A 21,348-nucleotide genomic window follows, 5' to 3' on the forward strand; every position below is an offset into this window, starting at 1 on the left:
TCGTGCTTTCCTTCGGTTCACCTTTCAAGCGCTCAACAGCGATGGGGGAACGAACCGTGGTGAAGCGGCACACAGCCCTGCGTACGACGACGACCGGCGCCGTCTCGGCCGCCCTGCTGGCCGGGACGGCTCTGGGGTTCGCCCCCACCGCCGCCGCCACCGGCACGAGCGGCGGCATACGGTTCGTCGACATCGCCGGCGACGGCGGCACCGTGCTGAAGGCCAACGTCGTCACGCCGGCCGGGTCCGACGGAACGCGCCGCTACCCGGTGATCGTGCTGCCCACCAGCTGGTCCATGCCGCAGATCGAGTACCTCGCCCAGGCGACGAAGCTCGCCGACGCCGGTTACGTCGTCGTCGGCTACAACTCCCGCGGCTTCTGGCAGTCCGGGGGGAACATCGAGGTGGCCGGCTCGCCGGACGTCGCCGACGCCTCCAAGGTCATCGACTGGGCGCTGGCCAACACCCCCGCCGACCCTGAGCGGATCGGCATGGCGGGCGTCAGCTACGGCGCCGGCATCAGCCTGCTCGCCGCCGCGCACGACGAGCGGATCAAGGCCGTCGTCGCGATGAGCGGCTGGGCGGACCTCATCGACTCCATCTACAGCGGCCGTACGCAGCATCTCCAGGCCGCCGCGATGCTCGGGGGCACCGGCTACCTCACCGGCCGTCCGAGCCCCGAACTCCAGCAGACCCTCAAGGACTTCCTCGCCTCCAACCTCGACAAGGAGGACGAGATGATCGCGTGGGGCGCCAAGCGCTCCCCCGCCTTCCAACTGGACCGGATCAACACCAACGGCACCGCGATCATGCTCGGCAACGCCTGGGGCGACACCATCTTCCCGCCCAACCAGTACGCCTCCTTCTACGAGAAGCTCACCGGTCCCAAGCGCCTGGAGTTCCGGCCCGGCGACCACGCCACCGCCGAGGCCACGGGTCTGCTCGGCCTGCCCAACGACACCTGGACCAACGCCCACCGCTGGTTCGACCACCACCTCAGGGGCGTCGACAACGGCATCGACCGCGAGCAGCCGGTCCAGCTGAAGTCCCGCACCGGCGGGACCTACGAGGGCTACCCCGACTGGAAGTCGGTCGGCGCCACGGACCACAAGATCGCTCTCGCGGGCGAGCAGCGGGTGTACGCGAACGTCGACTCCGGGGCCAACGGCGGCATCGTGATGCTCTCCAACCTGCTGGACCAGTTCCTCAAGCTGCCGCCCACCGCGTCCATCCCCCTCCTCCCCCGCTCCTTCGCGGCCGTCTGGCAGTCCGAGCGGTACGAGTCCGTCCGGCGCGTCCGCGGCACGGCGAAGCTGCACACCACGGTCACCAGCACCAAGTCCAGCGGCACGCTGGTCGCGTACCTCTACGACGTCGGCCCGCTCGGCGTCGGCAAGCTGGTGAGCAACGCCCCGTACACCTTCCACGACCGGACGCCGGGCCGGCCGTTCGCCGTGGACCTGGAGCTGTTCTCCACCTCCTACGACGTTCCGGCCGGCCACCGGCTCGCCCTGGTCGTCGACACCGTCGACCCGCTGTACATCGAGCACAACCCGTCCGGCGCGCGGCTGACCTTCTCCTCGCCGCAGGCCGACCCGTCGTACGTGTCGGTCCCACTGCGCGAGAAGTGATCTCCGGCCGCTGCCGGGCGGGCCTTGGCCCATCGGGTGTTCCGGCACTCCGACTCGCCGCCGCGTCCCCTCCGTGTCCCAATCCGGCACGGAGGGACCCACCGGCAGCAGCGTCCCTGTTGCGGCCGGTCCGATGTGCGGACCTTCCGCCTTAGGGCTGCGCCGTCGCCTCTCGCGCCGGCCGCGCTCCACCGAGTCGACGCCAGCCCGGAACACCTCGGCGAGCACCGAGCCGTCGTACAGCGTCAGCCCGGTGACCAGGGCGGGCAGCGACTGCCCCTTCAGCGCCACGAAGATGAAGAAGATCATCACCAGGACGGGCTTGGCGCGGAAGAAATCCACCACGGCGGTCGCCGCCCACCGCGGGACCCGGTGCTCGGACAGCCGCCCGGCGGCCAGGACGGCCCCCAGGACGAGGGAGAGGGCCGCGGCGCACGGCCGCGGACCTCGACGGGGGCCGGGGAGACGTTCTCCAGCACGGTCCGGTGGGCGAAGAGGTTGAACGACTGGAAGACCATGCCGACCTCGGCCCGCAGCCCGGCCAGGGCCTTCCCCTCCTCGGGGAGGTCCCGCCCGTCGACGATGATCCGGCCCGACTCGACCGCCTCCAGCCGGTTGACCGCCCGGCACGGTGTGGACGTGCCCGAACCCGACGGCCCGACGACGACCACGACCTCACCGCGGCCGACGGTGAGGGTGATGTCCTGGAGGACGTGCGACTGCCCGAAGTACTTGTCGACGTCACGCAGCTCGATCAACGGATCGACGGCCATACGCTGCCCTGCCCCATTCTCAGCTGTGTCGAGGTCAGCGCAAACTATCCAGCCCAAAAAGGGACTTCACGCCCACGACACGCATAAGAGGGGCATAAGCCGTATAACCACCCCAACCGGTTTCTATCCCTCGGCGGCCTCCGCGTAGACCTGGGAGAGCTCGGGCGAACCGCTGATCGCCCAGTCGAGGCCGGCCTCGACGACGTGGATCTCCCGGCCGGACACGAGCCGGACGACGGGGTGGCCGCCCGGCGTCAGGTACCAGTGCGCGCCCGCCACCGTCCGTACGATGACCGTACCGAGGTAGAGGCCCGCGTCGTTGCCCAGCCAGGGCAGCTCCTCGGGGTCGTCCCGCCACCGCGGCAGCAACTGGTCGATGGCCTCCAAGGACCGGGGCGTGTCGTCCAGTTGGACCCCGAACTCCTGCACACGGGAGCGCAGCAGGTCGCACTCGGCGAGCATGTCCGCCACGCCCTCCGCGTCTCTCTCCACCGCGGAGGGGGCGTGCCCGCCGCCACCGTGCCGCTTGCGCCAGGCGTCCAGGAAAGGGATGTTCATACCGCCCAGCGTCGCACCGAACCCACCGGACGCACTACAGGGCGCGCGCTACACGTCGAGGTCGACGACGACCGGCGCGTGGTCGGACGCGCCCTTGCCCTTGCGCTCCTCACGGTCGACATAGCTGTCCTTGACGGCGTCGGCGAACGGCTTGTTGCCGTAGACCAGGTCGATGCGCATGCCCCGGTTCTTGGGGAAGCACAGTTGGCGGTAGTCCCAGTACGTGAAGGGGTGGTCGTACTTCAGCGGGCGCGGCACCACGTCGGTGAGCCCGGTCTCGCGCAGTCCGGCGAGCGCGGCGCGCTCGGGCTCGGTGACGTGCGTGGAGCCCTCGAAGAGGGAGCGGTCGAAGACGTCGTCATCGGTCGGCGCGATGTTGAAGTCGCCGAGCACCGCGAAGGGGCGGGCGGCCGCCGCGTCGTCGGCGACCGCGTGCTTGAGCGCCTCAAGCCAGCGCAGCTTGTAGGCGTAGTGCTCGTGGGCCACCTCGCGGCCGTTCGGCACGTACACCGACCAGACCCGGGCGGGGCCGCAGGTGGCGGAGATGGCCCGGGGCTCGGCCACGCCCTCGTACTCCGGGCCGCCCGGCAGGCCGTGGACGACGTCCTCCAGGCCCACGCGGGAGACCAGGGCCACGCCGTTCCACCGGCCGGTGGCGTGGACCGACGACTCGTACCCCAGCTCGCGCAGCTCGTCGGTGGGGAACTGCTCCGCGGTGCACTTGGTCTCCTGGATGCACAGCACGTCCGTGCCGCTGCTCTCCAGCCAGGCCAGCAGGCGGGGCAGCCGGGCGGTGATCGAATTGACGTTCCAGGTGGCGATGCGCATGTGCCACAGCCTAACGGGGGCCTGTGACAGTCAGAGGTCCGTCGCGTCCCCGGGGGACAGCCGGCCGTGGTCGGTTCCGCCCAGGGCGCCGATCTGGCGGTCGTAGATCGGCCGGGCCAGATCGGTGAGCAGCGCGTCGTGGATGTCGATGGCGCGCCGCGGCCCCACCTCGCGCACGTAGTCGATGACCTCGGAGATCTTGCTCCAGGGGGCCATCACCGGGAGCATCAGCGTGTCGACCGGGTGGTCGGGGACGGTGAGCGCGTCGCCGGGGTGGAAGACGGACCCGTCGACCAGGAAGCCGATGTTCGTGATCCGGGGGATGTCGGGGTGGATCACCGCGTGCAGTTCGCCGTGCACCTGGACGTCGAACCCGGCGGCGGTGAAGGTGTCGCCGTGGCCGACCGTGTGGACCCGGCCGGGGAAGGCCGGCGCGATCTTCTCCGCCACGCTGCGCAGCGTCCAGATCTCGACGCCGGGGTCGGCCTCCAGGGCGGCCCGCAGCCGCCCCTCGTCGAAGTGGTCGGGGTGCTCGTGGGTGACCAGGACGGCGTCGGCGCCCAGCGCCGCGTCCCGTTCGCTGAACCCGCCGGGGTCGACGACGAGCGTGCGCCCGTCCTTCTCCAGCCGCACGCACGCGTGGGACATCTTGGTCAGCTTCATGAGGGCGTCCTCTCCTGCTCGGCCGGATCACGCCTCCGGCGTGGTCTCCTCCAGGATCACCTGCCGGGCCACCCGGAACGCCGAGTTGGCGGCCGGGACACCGCAGTAGACGGCGGTCTGGAGCAGCACCTCCTTGATCTCGGCGGGCGACAGTCCGTTGCGCAGCGCGGCCCGCGTGTGGAAGGCCAGCTCGTCCAGGTGGCCGCCGGCGACCAGGGCGGTCAGGGTGACGGCGCTGCGCGTGCGGCGGTCCAGGCCGTCGCGGGTCCACACCTCGCCCCAGGCGTAGCGGGTGATCAGCTCCTGGAAGTCGCCGGTGAAGTCGTCGGCGGCGGCCATGGCGCGGTCGACGTGCGCGTCGCCGAGGACCTCGCGCCGTACCTTCATGCCCGCGTCGTACGGGTCGGGCCGCCCGGCCGCGGCGGGCTCGGCCACCGCGGGCCCGGCGGTGTGGACGCCGGCCGCCGGGACGGCACCGGGTGCGACCGCCCCGGGCGGTACGGCACCGGGGGTCACGGGCGCCCCGTGCGTCATGGGCGCCCCATGCGTCATGGGCGCCCCATGCGTCATGGGCGCCCCATGCGTCACGGCGCCGGGTGGTACGGCTCCGGCGGCCGGCGCTCCCGGCGGTACGGCTCCGGCCTGTGCGGCACCGGGCGTGAGGGGGCCCGGGGTGAGGGGGCCCGGGGTGAGGGGGCCCGGGGTGAGGGGGCCCGGGGTGAGGGGGCCCGGCGCGTGCGGGGCGGCGTCACCGGGGCGCCCGGGCGTGGCGGAGGCCGGCGCGACGGGGTGCGCGGCGGCGGGGGCGGCCGGCGCGGCGATGGCCGCCCCCACGGGCGGCACCGCGAGGGCGGCCATGCCGGTCGACGAGTCGGACACGGCCTGCCACGACGTGGAGAAGTGCCGCACCAGCAGGTCGGTGACGGCCGCGGGCTGCTCCACGGGCGCGAGGTGGGACGCGCCGGGCACCACGGCGAGCCGGGCGTCGGGGATGCCCGCGACCAGGTGGCGCGCCTCGGCGGGGCCGGTGACGCGGTCCTCGGAGCCGACCAGGACGAGGGTGGGGACGCCCACGCGGCCGAGGTCGGCGCGTACGTCGAAGGAGGCCAGGGCCTCGCAGGCGGCGACGTAGGCACCGGCGTCGGTCGTCCGGACCATCTGCACCGCCCACTCGACGATCGCGGGCTGGGCGGCGGCGAAGCCGGGGGTGAACCAGCGCTCGGGCGCGGTGCGGGCCACCGGGTCGAGGCCGTTGGCGCGGACGATCACCCCGCGCTGACGGAACTCGTCGGCGGTGCCGAAGCGCGGCGAGGAGGCGATCAGGGCGAGCGAGGCGAGCCGGTGCGGGGCCCGCAGGGCCAGGTCGGTGCCGATGGCCCCGCCGATGGAGCAGCCCGCGTAGCCGAAACGCTGGACGCCGAGTTCGTCGAGGGTGGCCAGCAGCCGGCCGGTGAGCTCGGCGACGGAGGTCGCGGGGTGGGCGGGGGCGCCGCCGTGACCGGGCAGGTCGAACCGGATGACCCGCCACTGCCGTACGAGCTCGGGTATCTGCCGGTCCCACATGTGCCATGTGGTGCCCAGTGAGGGACCCAGGATCAGGACCGGGGCCTCCTCCGGCCCGTCGCAGCGGTATTGCAGGGTGTTCGGTGGTGTCTCACTCACGCCCCAGACCCTCTCACGTATCACGCGGGGCCCTGTGTCGGGGGCTTGCGGGAAGGCGGACACATTGTGGCAGGCACAGGGGCGGCACCGCTCCGGCAGGCAGGCAGGCGACCGTCGTCCCCGGGAGCGTTACGGGGCATCGGCGGCAGCCGGAGCACGGGCGGGGAGCCCCCTGTGGTGCCCGCCGTGCAGAAGAGATCACACAGGCGATGGATCACCCCGTCCCGCTCTCCGGGTAACGTCAAGGTATGAGTCATCCGCACCCCGAACTGAAAGCCGCCCCGCCTCTTGCCGAGGGAGGGCTGCGGGTCATCGCCCTGGGCGGCCTGGGTGAGATCGGCCGCAACATGACCGTCTTCGAGCACGCCGGCAAACTGCTCATCGTCGACTGCGGCGTGCTGTTCCCCGAGGAGACCCAGCCCGGCGTGGACGTGATCCTGCCGGACTTCACCTCGATCCGGGACCGGCTCGACGACATCGTGGCCGTGGTTCTCACCCACGGCCACGAGGACCACATCGGCGGCGTGCCGTACCTGCTGCGCGAGCGGTCCGACATTCCCGTCGTCGGCTCCAAGCTGACGCTGGCGTTCCTGGAGGCCAAGCTCAAGGAACACGGCATCCGGCCGCGCGCGGTGCGGGTACGGGAGGGCGACCGGCGCGCCTTCGGGCCCTTCGACTGCGAGTTCGTGGCGGTCAACCACTCCATCCCGGACAGCCTCGCGGTCGCGATCCGCACCGGTGCCGGGATGGTGCTGCACACCGGTGACTTCAAGATGGACCAGTTCCCGCTCGACGACCGCATCACCGACCTGCGCGCCTTCGCCCGCCTCGGCGAGGAGGGTGTGGACCTGTTCCTCACCGACTCCACCAACGCCGAGGTACCCGGTTTCACCACCTCCGAGCGTGAGCTGAACCCGGCGATCGAGCAGGTGATGCGCACCGCGCCGCGCCGGGTCATCGTGTCCAGCTTCGCCAGCCATGTGCACCGCATCCAGCAGGTCCTCGACGCCGCCCACCAGCACGGCCGCAAGGTCGCCTTCGTCGGCCGGTCGATGGTCCGCAACATGGGCATCGCCCGTGACCTGGGCTATCTGAAGGTCCCCTCCGGTCTGGTCGTGAGCACCAAGGAGCTGGAGAAGCTCCCGGACCACAAGATCACTCTGGTGTGCACCGGCTCCCAGGGCGAACCGATGGCCGCTCTGTCACGGATGGCCAACCGCGACCACGTCATCCGCATCGGCAAGGGCGACACCGTCCTGCTCGCCAGCTCCCTCATCCCCGGCAACGAGAACGCCATCTACCGGGTGATCAACGGGCTCACCCGGTGGGGCGCCCACGTGGTCCACAAGGGCAATGCCAAGGTGCACGTCTCCGGGCACGCCAGCGCCGGCGAACTCGTCTACTGCTACAACGTCGTCAAGCCCCGGAACGTCATGCCCGTGCACGGCGAATGGCGCCACCTGCGGGCCAACGGCGACCTCGCCATCCGTACCGGTGTCGACCCGGACCGGGTCGTCATCGCCGAGGACGGTGTCGTCGTCGACCTGGTCGACGGGCGCGCGTCCATCACCGGCAAGGTGCCCGCGGGCAACGTCTACGTGGACGGCATGGAAGTCGGCGGCGCCACCGAAGCGTCCCTCAAGGACCGTCTCACCCTCGCCGCCGAAGGCGTGGTCACGGTGGTGGCGATCGTCGACGCGGACACCGGCGCCCTCGCCGAGGCCCCCGATTTCCTGGCCCGCGGCTTCGTCCACGACGACACCACCTTCGAGCCGGTCATCCCCGTCATCGAGAAGACCCTGGCCACCGCGGCCGAGGAGGGCGTCGGGGACGCGCACCAACTCGAACAGCTCATCGCCCGCGCCGTGGCGAACTGGGCGTTCCGCACCCACCGCCGCAAGCCGCTCATCATCCCCGTCATCATCGACGCCTGAGCCGCGGCCCGGCAGCGCGGTGCGGCACCGGCAACACGTCGCACAGCGCACGGCACGTCGCACAGCGCACGGAAGAGGGAAGAAGCGCCTGGTCCGAGGGTGCCTCCCGGCTCTTCGCGCGGCGCCCGACCGCACCGGACGCGGTCGGGCGCCGGCCCGGGCGGCGCTCAGGTGTGGGCACCGGCCGCTGTCGCGACACCTTCGGCACCGCCGGGGACAGTCGCCGCGCGGTGGGCCGGGGGGTCCGCGCCGGCCGTCGCTCGGGACGGCGGGCGGCTCACGCCTCCTTCGTCGCCGCGCGGGGCAGTCCGCGGACCGCCGGCACCGCGAGCAGCACGGCGACGACGACGCAGTTGAGCACCGCGCCGGCGATCAGGACCGTGCGGGACGTGAGCCAGTCGGCCGCCGGCCCGGCCAGCGCCCGGCCGGCGGCGAGGGTCAGGACCGAGCCGGCGACGTCATAGGCGTGCAGCCGGTTCACGGCGTGGGCCGACACGTGGGTCTGGAGCGCCGTCGCCCACATCACGGTCCAGAACGTCAGCGCGGCACCCCCGAGGAGGAACGCCGCGCCCAGCACGGGCAGCGGCGCGCCCACGCCGAGGGCCAGCAGGTGCGCCGACACGCCGGTCAGGGTCACGGCCCCGGCCGCGAGCGGGCGGCGGGGCGAGAGCCACAGGGCGGCGAGGCCGCCGGCGGCGCTGCCGGCGCCGTAGAGGGCCATCATCACCCCCAGCGCGGGGGCGCCGTCCTCCTCGGTGATCAGGACGGTTTGCAGCGGCACCATCGGGCCCAGTACGACGAGGGAGTAGAAGACCCAGACGGTGATCGTGGCCCACAGCCAGGTACGGCTGCGGAACTCCCGCCATCCGTCGACCAGTTCGGCCAGCATCGACTGCCCGTCGGTGCTCGGGGCCGGACCGCGGCGCATGCGGAACAGGCACACGGCGCTGACACCGAAGGTGGCCGCGTTCAGGGCGTACAGGCCGCCCGCGCCGAGGAGGCCCACGAGGGCGCCGGCCATGACCGGGCCGATGACCGCCATCAGGGATTCCGAGGAACGCAGCAGGGCGTTGGCGCGCTGCACGTCGGTCACGATCGCGGGGATGGTGCTCGCGATACCGGGCTGGAAGAGGGCCGCCCCGAGGCCGGTGACGGCGCTCAGCGCGTAGACGAGCCAGAGCGCGGGATCGCCGCGCAGGAATACCCCGGCGAGCGCCGCGACCGCGACCAGGCGCAGCACGTCGGCGAGCACCATCACGCGGCGGGGCGAGAAGCGGTCCGCGACCACTCCCCCGAAGAGCACGAACCCGCCGAAGCAGGCGGTCCAGGCGCCGAGCGCGAGGGACACGGCGGAGACGCCGTGCCCGGCGAGCACCAGGCCCGCGGACAGGGCGACCGGGACCATGCCGTCCCCGAACTTGGCGACGGTCCTGGCGGCGAAGAACAGCCGGAAGTCCCGGTCGCGCAACGGGAATTCGCGGGTGGGCGCCGGGGCGGTCGCGGTCCGCGCGCCGCCGTTCATGCGCCGTCGCCGCCGAGGAGTGCGAGCAGCTCCGGCCCCACCAGGGTGACGTCGCCGCTGCCCATGGTCAGGACCAGGTCACCGGAGCGGGCGAGTCCCGCCAGCACGGCCGCGGTCTCGGACCGTCGCGGTACGAAGGTCACCCGGCCGGGCGGCAGCGGCACGGCGTCGGCGATCAGCTCGCCGGTCACCCCGGGCAGCGGCTTCTCGCGCGCCCGGGACACGTCGAGGACCACCACCTCGTCGGCCTCGCCGAGCGCCGCGCCGAACTCGGCGGCGAACCGGCGCGTACTGCTGAACAGGGAGGGCTGGAAGGCCACGACGAGGCGGCCCGCGCCGGCGACGACGCGGGCCGCGCGCAGCTGCGCCCGTACTTTGAGGGGGTAGCTCGCGTAGTCGTCGTAGACCCGTACGCCCGCGGCCTCGCCCTTGAACTCGAAGCGGCGCCCGACGCCCCGGTACGTGGCGAGCGCCTCGGCCGCGCGGTCCACCGGCAGGCCCAGCTCCAGGGCGGTCAGGAGGGCGGCGGCGGAGTTCATCACCATGTGACGGCCGGGCACCGGGATGCCGATCGGGGGCAGCGGCGCGCCGTCGAGGGCCGGTCGGTACGCGGAGCCGCCGGGCGTCACCGTGATGTCCGCGACGCGGAGGTCGGCGCCGGGCGAGGTGCCGAAGGTGCGCACGCGCAGCCGCCGCCGGGCGTAGGGGGTGAGCCGTACCGCGCCGGCGTCGTCGGCCGAGGTGACGAGGAGGCCGCCGTCGGGCAGGCGGTCGACGAACCGCTCGAAGGTGCGGAAGTAGTTCTCGGCGCTGCCGTGCACCTCCAGGTGGTCCTCGGCGCCGATGTTGGTGATGACCGCCGTGTCCGGCGACAGGAGCAGGAAGGAGCTGTCGCTCTCGTCGGCCTCGGCGATGAACATCCGGCCGGTGCCGTGGCGCGCGTTGGCGCCGAACTCGGTGACGTGGCCGCCGATGGCGAAGGACGGGTCCAGGCCGCCGCGGCAGGCGATGGCGGTGAGCATGGAGGTGGTGGAGGTCTTGCCGACCGTGCCGGCCACGGCGACGCGGTCCTTCCCCGCCATGAGGCCGGCCAGGAGCCGCGCGCGGTGCAGCACCGGCAGGTCGCGTCGGCGCGCCGCGTCCAGCTCCGGGTTGCCGTCCTCGATCGCGTTGGAGACGACGACCGCGCGGGCGTCGCCCAGGTGCGCGGCGTCGTGGCCGATGTGGACCGTGACGCCCAGGGCGCGCAGTGTCCGCGCGTTGGCGGACTCGCGGGCGTCGCTGCCGGACACGGCGGTGCCGCGGGCCACGAGCAGGCGGGCGAGTCCGCTCATCCCGATGCCGCCGACACCGATGAAGTGGACGGGGCCGAGCAGCGCGGCCTCCTCGGGACTCCCGACGACACCGGTCCGGGTGGTCGGCGGCATGGCGGCCTCCTTCTCGACGTGCCGGCGGCCGGGGCTGTCCGTGCCGTGCGCCGGCGGCGGTGACGGTGCGTCAACGTTACGATGCCTCTTGTTGCCAGAATTGGCAATTCTATCCCTCGCCCGCCGGGAACACCGCGACGTCACAGCGACGCGCCGGTCCGTGCCCGCCGGGCGCCGCGCCGCGTGCCGCCCCGGGGCTCGCGGCCCTGACCGCGGAGCCGCCGAATGGACCACACGTTCCCCTCGCCCCCTCCCCTCGGCGACGGCGCCGGCACGGCGGGCGCACTCGCGGCCTGGACGGCCTCGGAGGCCGTGTGCGCGCTGGTCGACGCGTTCGCCGCCGACCGCCGCGACCGCCGCCTCGCGCGGGACCTGCGCGCCGGGGCGGGAGGCCCGGCGGAGCGGCTGGCCCGCCTCGACGCGTTCTCCGAGCGCTGGGACACCCGGCAGGGCCGTGAGCGCGACCAGGCGGGCCGGCTCGACCTGACCCCCGGGCAGGCCCGCCTCGTCCACGCGGCGGCCGAGGCGCTCGGGATGTGCCGGCCGGCCCCGCCGCGATGGCGCCGCTACGACCACGTGCTGATCCTCGGCGGGTCGATCAGGGGTTGCCTGGCGCGTACCGGCTACGCGGCGCACCTGGTGCGATCCGGCCGGGTGGAGGCGGGCACGGTGACGGCGCTCGGGGGTCACCGGCCCTTCGCCGACGGCGAGTCCGCCCTCGCGGCCGCCGCCGGGGCGCCGGGGGTCCACGACGAGTTCGGGGCGCTCGACCACGCCGCCCGCACGGCCTTCGGGCTCGGGGAGCCGGAGCGCGTGGAGGGGCAAGCGGCGCCCGCGCCCGGCGCCTGGGCGGTGCGGCGCTACACCGACGCGGCGGGCCGCCCGGTACGGGTGGTGGCGGCCCCGGCGGCCGATCCGGCGCGGCGCCGGGCGAACACCGCCGACACGTACGCCTTCTTCAACGGGCGGCTGGAGCGGCCGGGCCCGTCCCACCGGCTGCTGCTGGTGACGTCCCCGATCAACGTGCCGGCGCAGCACGCCGGCGCGGTGCGGACACTGGCCCTGCCGACCGGGTGCGCCGTCGACACCGTGGGACTCCCGCCGGGCTTCGTACCGCCCGCGCTCGCCCACCGCTTCACCGCCACCGAGTACCTGCTCGAAGTGCGGACCACCATCCGGGCGTTGCGCCGCCTGGCCGACGACATCCGGCCCCCGTACAACGGCATTGCCTGACTTCCCCTCCTGGCGACAAGACATTGCCCATCTTGGCAAGGTCTGGCAGCATGATTGCCAACTGGGGCCGGCGTGCGGGCGACCTCATGAGCCCGGGCGGCCGCACGAGGTCCGCCCCGCCGGCCCGCCGCACGCGACGCCGACAGCAAGCGAGAGGAAGAGTGGAGATGGACCACCTGAAGCGCCTTGCCGTCCTGGCGGACGAGGAGATGACCCCCCAACCGTCGAAGACCCTGGCCGGTGTGCTGCGGTACCGGTCCGACCGGGTGGTGGCGGTCGTCGACCGCGGCAACGCCGGCCGCGACACGGGAGAGGTCGTGGGCCTCGGCCACGGCATCCCCGTGGTCCGCGACGTCGCCGCGGCGAGGGACCTCCAGCCGGACGCGGTGCTCCTGGCCACCGAGCCCACCGGCGGCGCGCTGCACCCGTACTGGCGGGCGGAGATACTCGCCGCCGTCGAGGCGGGCCTCGACGTCGTCAACGGCCTGCACGCCCAGCTGTCGGCGGACGAGGAGATCCGCGCGGCCGCCGAGCGCTCCGGGGCCACGATCTGGGACGTGCGCCGCGAGCCGACCGAACGTTACCGGACGGAGGTCGCGCCGGACGGCCGGCCCGTCCTGAGAGCGCGGGAACACCGTCCCGGCAGCCGGACCGTGCTGGCGGTGGGCACGGACTGCGGCATCGGCAAGATGACGACGATGCTGGAGATCGAACGGGAGGCCACCGGGCGCGGACTCGCGCCCCACTTCGTGGCCACCGGTCAGATCGGCATGATGATCACGGGGCGCGGGGTGGCCGTCGACGCGATCATGAGCGACTTCGTGAACAGCGTCGTCGAGGACGAGGTGTGCACCGCCACGCGCGACCACGACCTGGTGCTGGTCGAGGGCCAGGGCGCGCTCAACCACCCGCGCTTCTCGGCGGTGACGCTCGGCCTGCTGCACGGCACCCGGCCGGACGCGATGATCCTCTGCCACGACCTGCGGCGTCCGGCCATCAAGCTGATGCCCGAGTGGCCGCTGCCCCCGCTGCGCCGGGCGGTCGAGATCAACGAACAGGCGGCCCAGTGGCTGTGGCCCGACGGCCCCGGCCGGGTGGTGGGGATCTCCGTGATCACCAAGGGGGTCCCCGACTCCGAGGCGCGGGCGGAGCTCGCCCGCATCGAGGCCGAGACCGGGCTGCCCGCCACGGACGTGCTCCGGTACGGGCCCGCCCCGCTGCTCGACGCGATCCTGGCCGGGCCCGTGGCGGAATGACCCCCCGGGGCGGCCGGCGCCCCCGGACCGCGGGCGGCGGCGCGGCCGGGCGGGACCGCGCCGCCGGCGCCGCCCGCGCCCGCGCGATCCCGCACGCCCCGCGACCCCCACCGCGGGTCCGTCTCCGCTCCCCTCAGACCATGGAGAGGCAACGTGACGACATCCCTGGAGAACGAGGATCTCCGTCTCGACTTCAGCAGGCTCGACCGCCGGGTGCGCAAGCAGCTGAGGGAGCTCTGCGCCCTGGACAACCACCACGCGCCCCTGGCGCTCCTCGGCGACTACGCGCTCGTCGCCGCGTCCGTGTACCTGTGCGTGGGAGTCTCCTACTGGTTCTACCCCCTCGCCCTCGTCCTCATCGGGTCGACGCAGCGGGCGTTCGTGAACCTGCTGCACGAGTCCTCGCACAAGGTGCTGGCCAGGAACGGGCGTCTCAACCTGCTCTTCGGCACGGTGTTCTCGGGCTACCTCGTCCTGCACATGTACAACCCGTACCGCAACTCCCACATAGGGTTCCACCACCGCTTCCTCGGCGACCCGGAGAAGGACCCCGACTACAGCTTCCACGTGGACGTCGGCATCTACGACCACACGCAGTCCGACCGGAAGTTCTTCGTGCGGAACATCGCCTCCGCGGTCCTCGGCCTGCGGGCCGCCGCGTATGTGACGTACGTCGTCCGGGACCGCGTCCTGTTCCGGGCGGAGGACGTCGCCGTGTCGATGCCGGTGCGGCAGGGGACCGAGCGGGTGCTGCTGCTCCTGCAGTGGGCCGCGATCGTGTCCCTGTGCGCCTGGCAGGGATGGCTGCTGGAACTGCTGCTGTTCTGGTTCGTCCCCCTGTTCACCACGGCCATCGCCATCGGCTGGCTGTCGGAGCTGGCGGAGCACTACCCGCTGCCGGAGAGCGAGTCACGGCAGATCCTGATGACCCGCAACCGGCACGGCTGGGCGCTCGAACGCTTCCTGCTCGGCCGCCACCACGACAACTACCACCTGGTGCACCACCTCAACACGGGCGTGCCGTTCTGGAACATGAAGCGTGCGCACCGGGTGCTGCTCCAGGACCCCGCCTACGCCCGCTGGGACGGCCTGTGGGCCGGCGTCCTCACCCGTTCCCGGGGCCGCAAGGACCAGGAGACGCTGCTCAGCTACGCCGCGAAGTACCGCCGCTGGCGCCGGACGGGCGGCGATCCCGCACACATCGACGGCGGCGGTTCCTTCGCCGAGGCCGCGGCGCTCGCCCGGTCCGCCTGACCCGAACGGAGACCGCCGGATGCCCGTGCACCTCAACACCGCCGGGGCGGGTCTCATGCCGCCCGCCGTCGTCGAGGCCATGACCGCCTACCTGCGCGAGGAGGCCGCGGGCGGCGCCTACGAGACCGAGCAGCGGCACGCGTCCGTCCTGGAGAAGGGCGTGTACGAGACCCTCGCGCGCGTGGTCGACGCGCCCGTCGAGGACATGGCGCTGTTCGACAGCGCGACCCGGGCCTGGAGTTCGGCCGTCGGGTCGCTCCGCCTCCGCCCCGGGGACCGGGTCTGGGTCACCCCGTACGAGTACGCGGGCAACCTCATCCTGTGGACCGAGTTGCGCCGTCGCGCCGGGGTGCGCGTCGAGGTGGTGCCGCTGCTGCCGGACGGGGACCCGGACCTGGACTGGATGCGCCGGAACATCCGGGAGGACGTCGCCGTCGTCTCCGTCCCGCACGTCCCCTCGGGCTGCGGGATCGTCAACCCGGTCGAGGAGATCGGGCGGATCCTCGCGGACTGGCCCTGCCTGTACCTGGTGGACGCCTGCCAGTCGGTGGGACAGCTTCCGGTATCGGTGCGGGAGATCCGGTGCGACCTGCTCACCGGGGCGGGCCGCAAGTTCCTGCGCGGGCCGCGCGGGACCGGGTTCGCCTTCGTCGGACCGCGGCTGCGCGCCGCGGCGTCCCCGCCCTTCCACGACCTGCACGTCGCCGACATGACCTCCGACGACGCGTACGAGGTCCACACCGACGGGGCGCGGCGGTTCGAGTACGCCGAGCGCAGCGGCGCCGCGGTGGCCGGTCTCCACGCGGCGCTCCGCCACCACCTGGAGCACGCGGAGCGCGGGGAGGTCCGGCCGTCGCCGCTGCGCGAGCGGGTGCGCGCCGTGGTGGAGAGCCTGCCGGGAACCCGGCTCGTCGATCCGGGCACCCGACACGCCTCCCTCGTCACCTTCGTCTGCGAGCACGTCCCGGCGGCGCGGGTACGGGAGGAGCTGGCCGCCCGCGGCGTCAACGTCTGGGTGGCGCTGGGCAGCCACACGCCGCTCTACATGCGGCGGCACGGGGTGACGGAGGCGGTCCGTGTGTCCCCGCACCACCACAACGGCCCCGACGACATCGAGGAGTTCGCCGGGGCGCTCGGCGAGGTGCTGCGCCGGCGTCCCGTCGCGGCGCTCTGAGACCGGGCGGGGCGGCCGGGTCCCGAGGCGGGGCCGGTGAACCACCGCGAGGCGCGCTGCCGGCGTTCGCCGTGAAAGACCACATCGATCACAGGAGGAGGGCGGGTCCATGGAACAGGGCGAGCTGACGGGAGGCCCCGTGGGGGCGGAACACGCGATCGACAGGGCGGCCGTACGGGCGCTCGGTGACGAGCGGGTCGACTGGCGGTTCAAGGGGCTGCCGGTCTCGGCGGAGGGCAGTACGGTCGCCGAGCTGGCCGCCCGCCGTCTCAACGTGTTCGACGACGGGTTCGTCGGTCCGCTCCTCACCCTGGACGCCGACGCCCTGGAACACAACATCACCACCATGGCCAAGTGGTGCGCGGAACGCGGCGTCCACCTCGCTCCGCACGGCAAGACCACGATGGCCCCGCAGCTGTGGGCCCGCCAGCTCGACGCCGGGGCCTGCGGGATCACCGCCGCCAACACCGCCCAGTTGCGGGTGTACCGCGCGTTCGGCGTGGCCGACGTGCTGTTCGCCAACGAACTCGTGGACGCCCCCTCCCTGGCCTGGGTCGCGGACCAACTGGACCGCGACCCCGGCTTCACCTTCAGCTGCTTCGCCGACTCCCCCGCCGTCGTCACGCGGATGACCGAGGCGCTCACCGCCCTGCGGCCGGCGCCGTCCCGGCCCGTCGACGTGCTGGTCGAGATCGGCAGGACCGGCGGCCGCGCCGGGGCGCGCACCGTGGAGGACGCGCTCGCCACCGCCCGTGCCGTGGCCGCGAGCCCGGTGCTGCGCCTGGCCGGCGTCGGAGGGTACGAGGGCGTCCTGGTCAACGACCCGTCGCCGTACAGCCTCAGCGTGATCGACGGCTTCCTGGGCCGGATGCGGGAAGTGACCGAACTCCTGCACCGGCAAGGCCTGTTCGAGACCGACACGGTGATCGTGACCGCGGGCGGCAGCTGCTTCTTCGACCAGGTCGCCGACATGCTGAACCGGCCGTGGCCGGACGGCCTGAACGTCCGGCCGGTGCTGCGCAGCGGCTGCTACGTCGCGCACGACGACGGCTTCTACCGCTGGATGTCGCCCTTCTCCCGCGACGCGGGCGCCGATGGCTCGCTGCGTCCCGCCCTGCGGGCCTGGGCGCGGGTGACCTCCCGGCCGGAGCCCGGCCTGGCGCTCGTCACGGCGGGGAAGCGGGACCTGTCCTTCGACGCCTGGCCGCCCGAACCGCAGGTGGTGCGCGGGCCCGACGGCGTGACCCGTCCGCTGCGGGACTGCGTCATCAAGGAGATCAACGACCAGCACGCGTTCATCCGGCTCGCGCCGGGCAACACGATGGAGGTCGGGGACTGGGCCGGCATCGGCCTCGCCTATCCGTGCACGGCGTTCGACAAGTGGCAACTCATCCCGGTGACCCGGGGAGAGACCGTCGTCGACTTCGTCCGGACGTTCTTCTAGCGGGAACCGGGGTCTTCCGGACCGTCCATCGCGCGCACCGAATTGGGGTGACTCCATGGCAAGGCTCGTCGTCGGGAACTGGGCCAACGAGACCGGACCGGCGGACATGCCGCCCGAACAGCGCAGGCACGTCGGCAGTCAGGGGCAGCGCATGCTGTGGCTGTCCCGGCCGGGTGACGTCGTCGTCCTGCCGCTCGCTCCGGACGAGGACTTCCTCGCGTACGTCGCCGGGAAGCTCGGCTTCCCCGCCTCGTCCCTCACCGTGGTCGTCCCGCCCGAGGGCAAGCTCGGCGGGGACGTCCTGACCGGCGACCGCCTCATGGACGAGGGGTTCCTCACCGGACTGCGCGGCCTGCTGCGGGAACGCGGCGTCCGGGCCGCCGAGCCGTACTACCTCGACGGCTACGTCAACCGGTTCGTCAAGGCCCTCGGCCTGGCCGAGGGCACGACGGGCTTCGCCTTCATGGACCAGGGCGGCAACGAACTGCTCAACGGGAAGGTGGCGTTCCGTGCCGTGGCGAGCGGGATCGGGCTGCCGCTCCCCGACGGCGTGGTCGCCGACGCGCCGGAGACGGTGGTCGACTTCGTGTGGGAGATGCTGTCGTCGGGCCGCGCGGCCATCGTCAAGCAGGACGTGAACGCCGGCGGGTTCGGCAACGAGATCCTCACCCCGACCGCCGGCATCGAGGCGCTGGGCGCCCTGCGCTGCCACGTGTTCACCGACCGCGGCGCGCTCGCCGACCACGTGGCCGAGCGGTGGGCCTGGTACACGGCGGGAACCGGCGGCCGGGTGGTCGTCGAGCACTACGTGGACGGCGCCCTGCCCGTCTGGGGCGAGGCCGTGGTCGCCGAGGAGTCGGTCGACGTGTACGGCTACGGCAGGATCCGGATGAAGCCGGTGTGCGACGGCGTGGTCATCCCCGTACCCGGGTCGTCGGGCCACGCGAAGGCCCTTCCCCGCTTCCTGCGCGACCTCGAGCGCCTCGCCGAGGCGATGCGGGCCATGGGCTACCGGGGGGTGACCAACATCGACGCGATGCTGACCGCCGACGGACGCGTCATGTTCAACGAGTGGAACGGCCGCTACGGCGGCTCCAGCCATCTGTTCGCCATCGGACGGCGGGTGGTGGGCGGGGACTTCCTGCGGGACCGCTGCCTGATCGAACGCCGCGAGACGGCCTTCCCGTCCTTCGGTACGGCGCTGCGGACCCTGGAGGAGCACGGCCTGGCGTACGACCCGGAGACCCGGACGGGTGTCCTGATCCCGGTGTACGGGACCGGACCGGACGGGCTCGGGGGCGAGGCGGCCGTCATCGGCCGGGACGCCGGGGAGGCCGAGGAACTGGAGCGGACGATGGTGGGGCTGTTCGGCGACTGACGGAGCCGGGACGGCACCGGACAGGGAGGTACGAGTACGGGTGAGCGGGGAGAGCGGACGGGCATGACCGCAGTGGGATATCGCAGCATCGCGACCAAGCAGGTGTACGTGTGGTCGGTCGCCGCGCTGGCCAACAAACTGCCGATCTCCATGGCGCCCCTGGCGTGCGTCTTCCTGGCCCGGGAGCGGCCCGGCGGCTACGCCCTGGGGGCGACCCTGGCGGCGGTCTGGGTGGTCGCCGAGGTCGTCGGCGCACCCGTCCTCGGGCTGCTGTTCCGGCCGGAGCGCGCCGGGTTCCACCTGGGACTGGGCCTGGGGACCGGGGCCGTCGCGTACGCGGCCCTCTTCTTCGGGCCTTCGCTGCCGACACCCGCCGTGGTGGCGCTGGTGTTCCTCGCGGGCTTCGGGCCGGCGGCCACGCCGGGCGGGATGCGGGCCCTGCTCACGGAACTCGTGCCCGAGCGGGACGTGTCGAAGGTGCTGAGCGCCGAGGTGGTGCTCAACGGGCTGGTGTGGGCGGGCGCGCCGCCGCTCGTCGCGTTCGTCGCGCTGGCGACCCACCCCGGGGTGCCGTTCGCCGTCGCGGCCGCCCTCGACGTCGCCGCCCTGTGCCTGGTGATGGTGCTGCCGGCCGGGCGGCGCGGCGCGGCCGACGACGACGTCCGCGCTCGGGCGGACGGTGACGCGGACGCGGCCGGGCGGGGGACGGCGGGTGCGGAGGCGGAGGAGACCCCGTCGGCGCTCGGCCTGCTCGTCCGCGCCTGGCCCGTGTACCTCACGGCCGCCGCCTCCATGGCGATGCTGTCCACCATGGAGCTGGTGCTGCCCGCCCTCGTGGAGTACCGGGGCATGGACGTCGGCACGGCGGCGCCGCTGCTGATGGTCTTCTGGGTGAGCTGTGTGGCCGGTGGTGTCGTGTACGGCCGCCGGCCGTGGCCGGGCGGCGTGCGCCGGCAGAGCCTGGTCTGCCTGCTGGTGACCACCGTCGCCCTGACGTCCGTCGCCCTCCTCCCCGGAGCGGTCGGGATGGGCTTCGGCCTCGCGGTCGGCGGCGCCTTCCAGGCCGCGGTGCTGGTGACCCGGAACCTCTCGCTCCGTGAACGGCTGCCCGCCGCCTCGCACACCGCCGGGTACGCGATCATGTACGCCGCGACGGGCGTCGGGTACAGCGTCGTGGCCGCCTCCTCGGCGCTGGTGCTGACCTTCCTGTCCCCCGCGGCAGCCGTCCTGGGCGGGGGGATGGTGACCCTGGTCATCGTGGCGGCCGGGGGCCTCGCCGAACGCGAACGGCCGCGTGAGAAGGCCGGGACCGGGAACGCCGGAAAGGCCGGTACCGCCGAACAGCCCGGAGCCGGGCGGAGGGCCGCGGCGGGGCCGGCCGGTGGGAAGTGGCCCGACGGCCTGCGGCGCTGGGTGAACCAGCGGACTCCCTGAACAACCCCCGTCGTTCCGGGTACCCGGCGCGCCGCCGGCCTCCGGGTGGCCGCGCCGGCACCGCCCGTGGAACGCGCCCGGCACCGCCCGTGACCGTACATCGGTCACGGGCGGTGCCGGGCGGCGGTCGTCTCAGCGGACGGCCCGGGACGGCAGGGACTCCCGGACCAGGGTGAGGGGCGGTTCGGCCACCAGGTAGAAGTGGTCGCCCGGCACGGTCACCTCCCGCACGGCGCCTCGGGTCAGCCGGCTCCAGGGGCGGCGGTCGGCGTCCTCGTCCACGTCACCGGCGATCGTCGTCACCGGGCACCGTACGACGGGCCCGGGTTGTGGGACGTACGTGTGGAACATGCGCCCGTCGGCCCGGACGTACGGGAGCACCAGCTCCTGGAAGTCCGGGTCGGCGGCCAGTTCGGGGTCGGTGCCGCCCAGGGTGAGCAGACGTTCGACGACGGCCGCGTCGTCCTCCTCGGCACTCTCCTCCCACTCTTCCGGCGGCGGGTACGGGGCGTCGCGGGAGCCGGACGCGAAGAGGTGGGCCGGTTCGATGCCCCGGGCCTCCAGCGCCACCGCCGTCTCCAGGGCGACCGCCGCCCCCATGCTGTGGCCGAACAGCGCCACGGGGAGGTCGGCCAGCTCCGCCACCGCGTCCGCGACCTCCTGGCCCAGCAGGCGCAGGTCCGTCGGCGGCGGTTCCGCGATCCTCTCGGCGCGCCCGGGGTAGCGGACGGCGTACACCTCGACGCCCGGCAGCCGGTGCGCCCAGTCGCGGAAGAACGACGCGGAGCCGCCGGCGTGGGGGAAGCACACCAGGCGTACGGCCGGATCGGTCAGGGGGGCGGGGCAGTGCAGCCAGAGCGCGGAGGCGGTCACCGGGCCACCTCCTGACCGGCGGCACGGCGCCGTGCGCGCTCCGCCCGCGCGCGGCGGGCCGCCGCCTGCCGGGCGCGTACGTCCTCCCCGCCCGCCGCGCCGGTCCGGCCGGCGCCCTCGCGGAGCATCGCGGCCTGGGCCTCCACGGTGGTGTGCCTGAACAGCGCGACGACGGGCGGCCGTTCCCCGGTGTGCCGCTCCAGGGCCTCCCTGAGCTGGAACATGGCCAGCGAATGACCGCCCAGGTCGAAGAAGTTGACGTCGGTCGGCACGTGCGGCCTCTTCAGCACCTCGGCCCACGCCG

17 protein-coding genes and 2 pseudogenes are annotated in these 21,348 nt (G+C 73.5%); 9 read left to right on the forward strand and 10 right to left on the reverse strand.

Going from position 1 to position 21,348, the window contains the following annotated elements:
• The first annotated feature begins 56 nt into the window (after positions 1–56).
• A complete protein-coding gene (locus AC07DW_RS23850; protein WP_478859707.1) occupies positions 57–1,631 on the forward strand; it encodes an alpha/beta fold hydrolase in 1,575 nt (524 codons plus the stop codon).
• A gap of 171 nt (positions 1,632–1,802) precedes the next feature.
• On the opposite strand, the pseudogene AC07DW_RS23855 reads toward AC07DW_RS23850, so the two are convergent.
• The 6 genes and pseudogenes from AC07DW_RS23855 to pcaC form a co-directional block, all read right to left on the reverse strand.
• Positions 1,803–2,063 (reverse strand): annotated as a pseudogene (locus tag AC07DW_RS23855) (ABC transporter permease subunit); the annotation flags it as partial.
• 2 nt (positions 2,064–2,065) lie between these two features.
• Positions 2,066–2,404, reverse strand: a pseudogene (locus AC07DW_RS23860) (ATP-binding cassette domain-containing protein); the annotation flags it as partial.
• A gap of 123 nt (positions 2,405–2,527) precedes the next feature.
• Positions 2,528–2,962 (reverse strand): DUF6278 family protein, encoded by a 435-nt coding sequence (locus tag AC07DW_RS23865; protein WP_478859708.1) that lies wholly within the window; start codon positions 2,960–2,962, stop codon positions 2,528–2,530.
• Positions 2,963–3,010: 48 nt separating this feature from the next.
• Entirely contained in the window at positions 3,011–3,790 is a 780-nt protein-coding gene (locus AC07DW_RS23870) for an exodeoxyribonuclease III (RefSeq protein ID WP_478859709.1), read from the reverse strand.
• Positions 3,791–3,820: 30 nt separating this feature from the next.
• Positions 3,821–4,453 (reverse strand): MBL fold metallo-hydrolase, encoded by a 633-nt coding sequence (locus AC07DW_RS23875; protein WP_478859710.1) that lies wholly within the window; start codon positions 4,451–4,453, stop codon positions 3,821–3,823.
• Positions 4,454–4,480: 27 nt separating this feature from the next.
• On the reverse strand, positions 4,481–6,115 hold the full coding sequence (gene pcaC / locus AC07DW_RS23880; protein WP_478859711.1) for a 4-carboxymuconolactone decarboxylase: 1,635 nt from the start codon (positions 6,113–6,115) through the stop codon (positions 4,481–4,483).
• Positions 6,116–6,363: 248 nt separating this feature from the next.
• Here pcaC and AC07DW_RS23885 point away from each other — a divergent pair, with 248 nt between their 5' ends.
• Positions 6,364–8,049 (forward strand): ribonuclease J, encoded by a 1,686-nt coding sequence (locus AC07DW_RS23885; protein WP_478859712.1) that lies wholly within the window; start codon positions 6,364–6,366, stop codon positions 8,047–8,049.
• Between the two features lie 277 nt (positions 8,050–8,326).
• On the opposite strand, the gene AC07DW_RS23890 is transcribed toward AC07DW_RS23885, so the two are convergent.
• Both AC07DW_RS23890 and murC read right to left on the reverse strand, forming a co-directional pair.
• Positions 8,327–9,571 carry an MFS transporter gene (locus tag AC07DW_RS23890; protein ID WP_478859713.1) on the reverse strand — a complete coding sequence of 415 codons (1,245 nt, stop codon included), beginning with the start codon at positions 9,569–9,571 and terminating at the stop codon, positions 8,327–8,329.
• The gene (gene murC, locus AC07DW_RS23895; RefSeq protein ID WP_478859714.1) at positions 9,568–10,998 is read right to left on the reverse strand and encodes a UDP-N-acetylmuramate--L-alanine ligase; all 1,431 of its coding nucleotides are present in this window, start codon (positions 10,996–10,998) and stop codon (positions 9,568–9,570) included. The genes AC07DW_RS23890 and murC overlap by 4 nt, the downstream gene beginning before the upstream one ends.
• 225 nt (positions 10,999–11,223) lie before the next feature.
• On the opposite strand from murC, the gene AC07DW_RS23900 reads away from it, so the two are divergent.
• From AC07DW_RS23900 to AC07DW_RS23930, 7 genes are all read left to right on the forward strand, one after another.
• The gene (locus AC07DW_RS23900) at positions 11,224–12,231 is read left to right on the forward strand and encodes a hypothetical protein (RefSeq protein WP_478859715.1); all 1,008 of its coding nucleotides are present in this window, start codon (positions 11,224–11,226) and stop codon (positions 12,229–12,231) included.
• A 167-nt stretch (positions 12,232–12,398) separates the two neighbouring features.
• Positions 12,399–13,487, forward strand: a complete 1,089-nt coding sequence (locus tag AC07DW_RS23905; RefSeq protein ID WP_478859716.1) for an N-acetyltransferase DgcN family protein — start codon at positions 12,399–12,401, stop codon at positions 13,485–13,487.
• 153 nt (positions 13,488–13,640) lie between these two features.
• Positions 13,641–14,741: a fatty acid desaturase gene (locus tag AC07DW_RS23910; protein ID WP_478859717.1), complete on the forward strand. Its 1,101-nt coding sequence runs from the start codon at positions 13,641–13,643 to the stop codon at positions 14,739–14,741.
• 19 nt (positions 14,742–14,760) lie between these two features.
• On the forward strand, positions 14,761–15,915 hold the full coding sequence (locus AC07DW_RS23915; RefSeq protein WP_478859718.1) for an aminotransferase class V-fold PLP-dependent enzyme: 1,155 nt from the start codon (positions 14,761–14,763) through the stop codon (positions 15,913–15,915).
• Between the two features lie 109 nt (positions 15,916–16,024).
• Entirely contained in the window at positions 16,025–17,359 is a 1,335-nt protein-coding gene (locus AC07DW_RS23920; protein ID WP_478859719.1) for an alanine racemase, read from the forward strand.
• A 55-nt stretch (positions 17,360–17,414) separates the two neighbouring features.
• Positions 17,415–18,737, forward strand: coding sequence for a preATP grasp domain-containing protein (locus AC07DW_RS23925; RefSeq protein WP_478859720.1), 1,323 nt, complete (start codon positions 17,415–17,417; stop codon positions 18,735–18,737).
• 63 nt (positions 18,738–18,800) lie between these two features.
• A complete protein-coding gene (locus AC07DW_RS23930; protein ID WP_478859721.1) occupies positions 18,801–20,171 on the forward strand; it encodes an MFS transporter in 1,371 nt (456 codons plus the stop codon).
• 132 nt (positions 20,172–20,303) lie between these two features.
• Here AC07DW_RS23930 and AC07DW_RS23935 read toward each other — a convergent pair whose 3' ends face one another.
• Both AC07DW_RS23935 and AC07DW_RS23940 read right to left on the reverse strand, forming a co-directional pair.
• Positions 20,304–21,044: a thioesterase II family protein gene (locus AC07DW_RS23935; RefSeq protein ID WP_478859761.1), complete on the reverse strand. Its 741-nt coding sequence runs from the start codon at positions 21,042–21,044 to the stop codon at positions 20,304–20,306.
• Positions 21,041–21,334, reverse strand: a complete 294-nt coding sequence (locus AC07DW_RS23940) for an acyl carrier protein (RefSeq protein ID WP_478859762.1) — start codon at positions 21,332–21,334, stop codon at positions 21,041–21,043. Before AC07DW_RS23940 ends, AC07DW_RS23935 begins: the two co-directional genes overlap by 4 nt.
• Between the last annotated feature and the right edge of the window lie 14 nt (positions 21,335–21,348).

Source organism: Streptomyces sp. NPDC045701 (assembly GCF_056432045.1).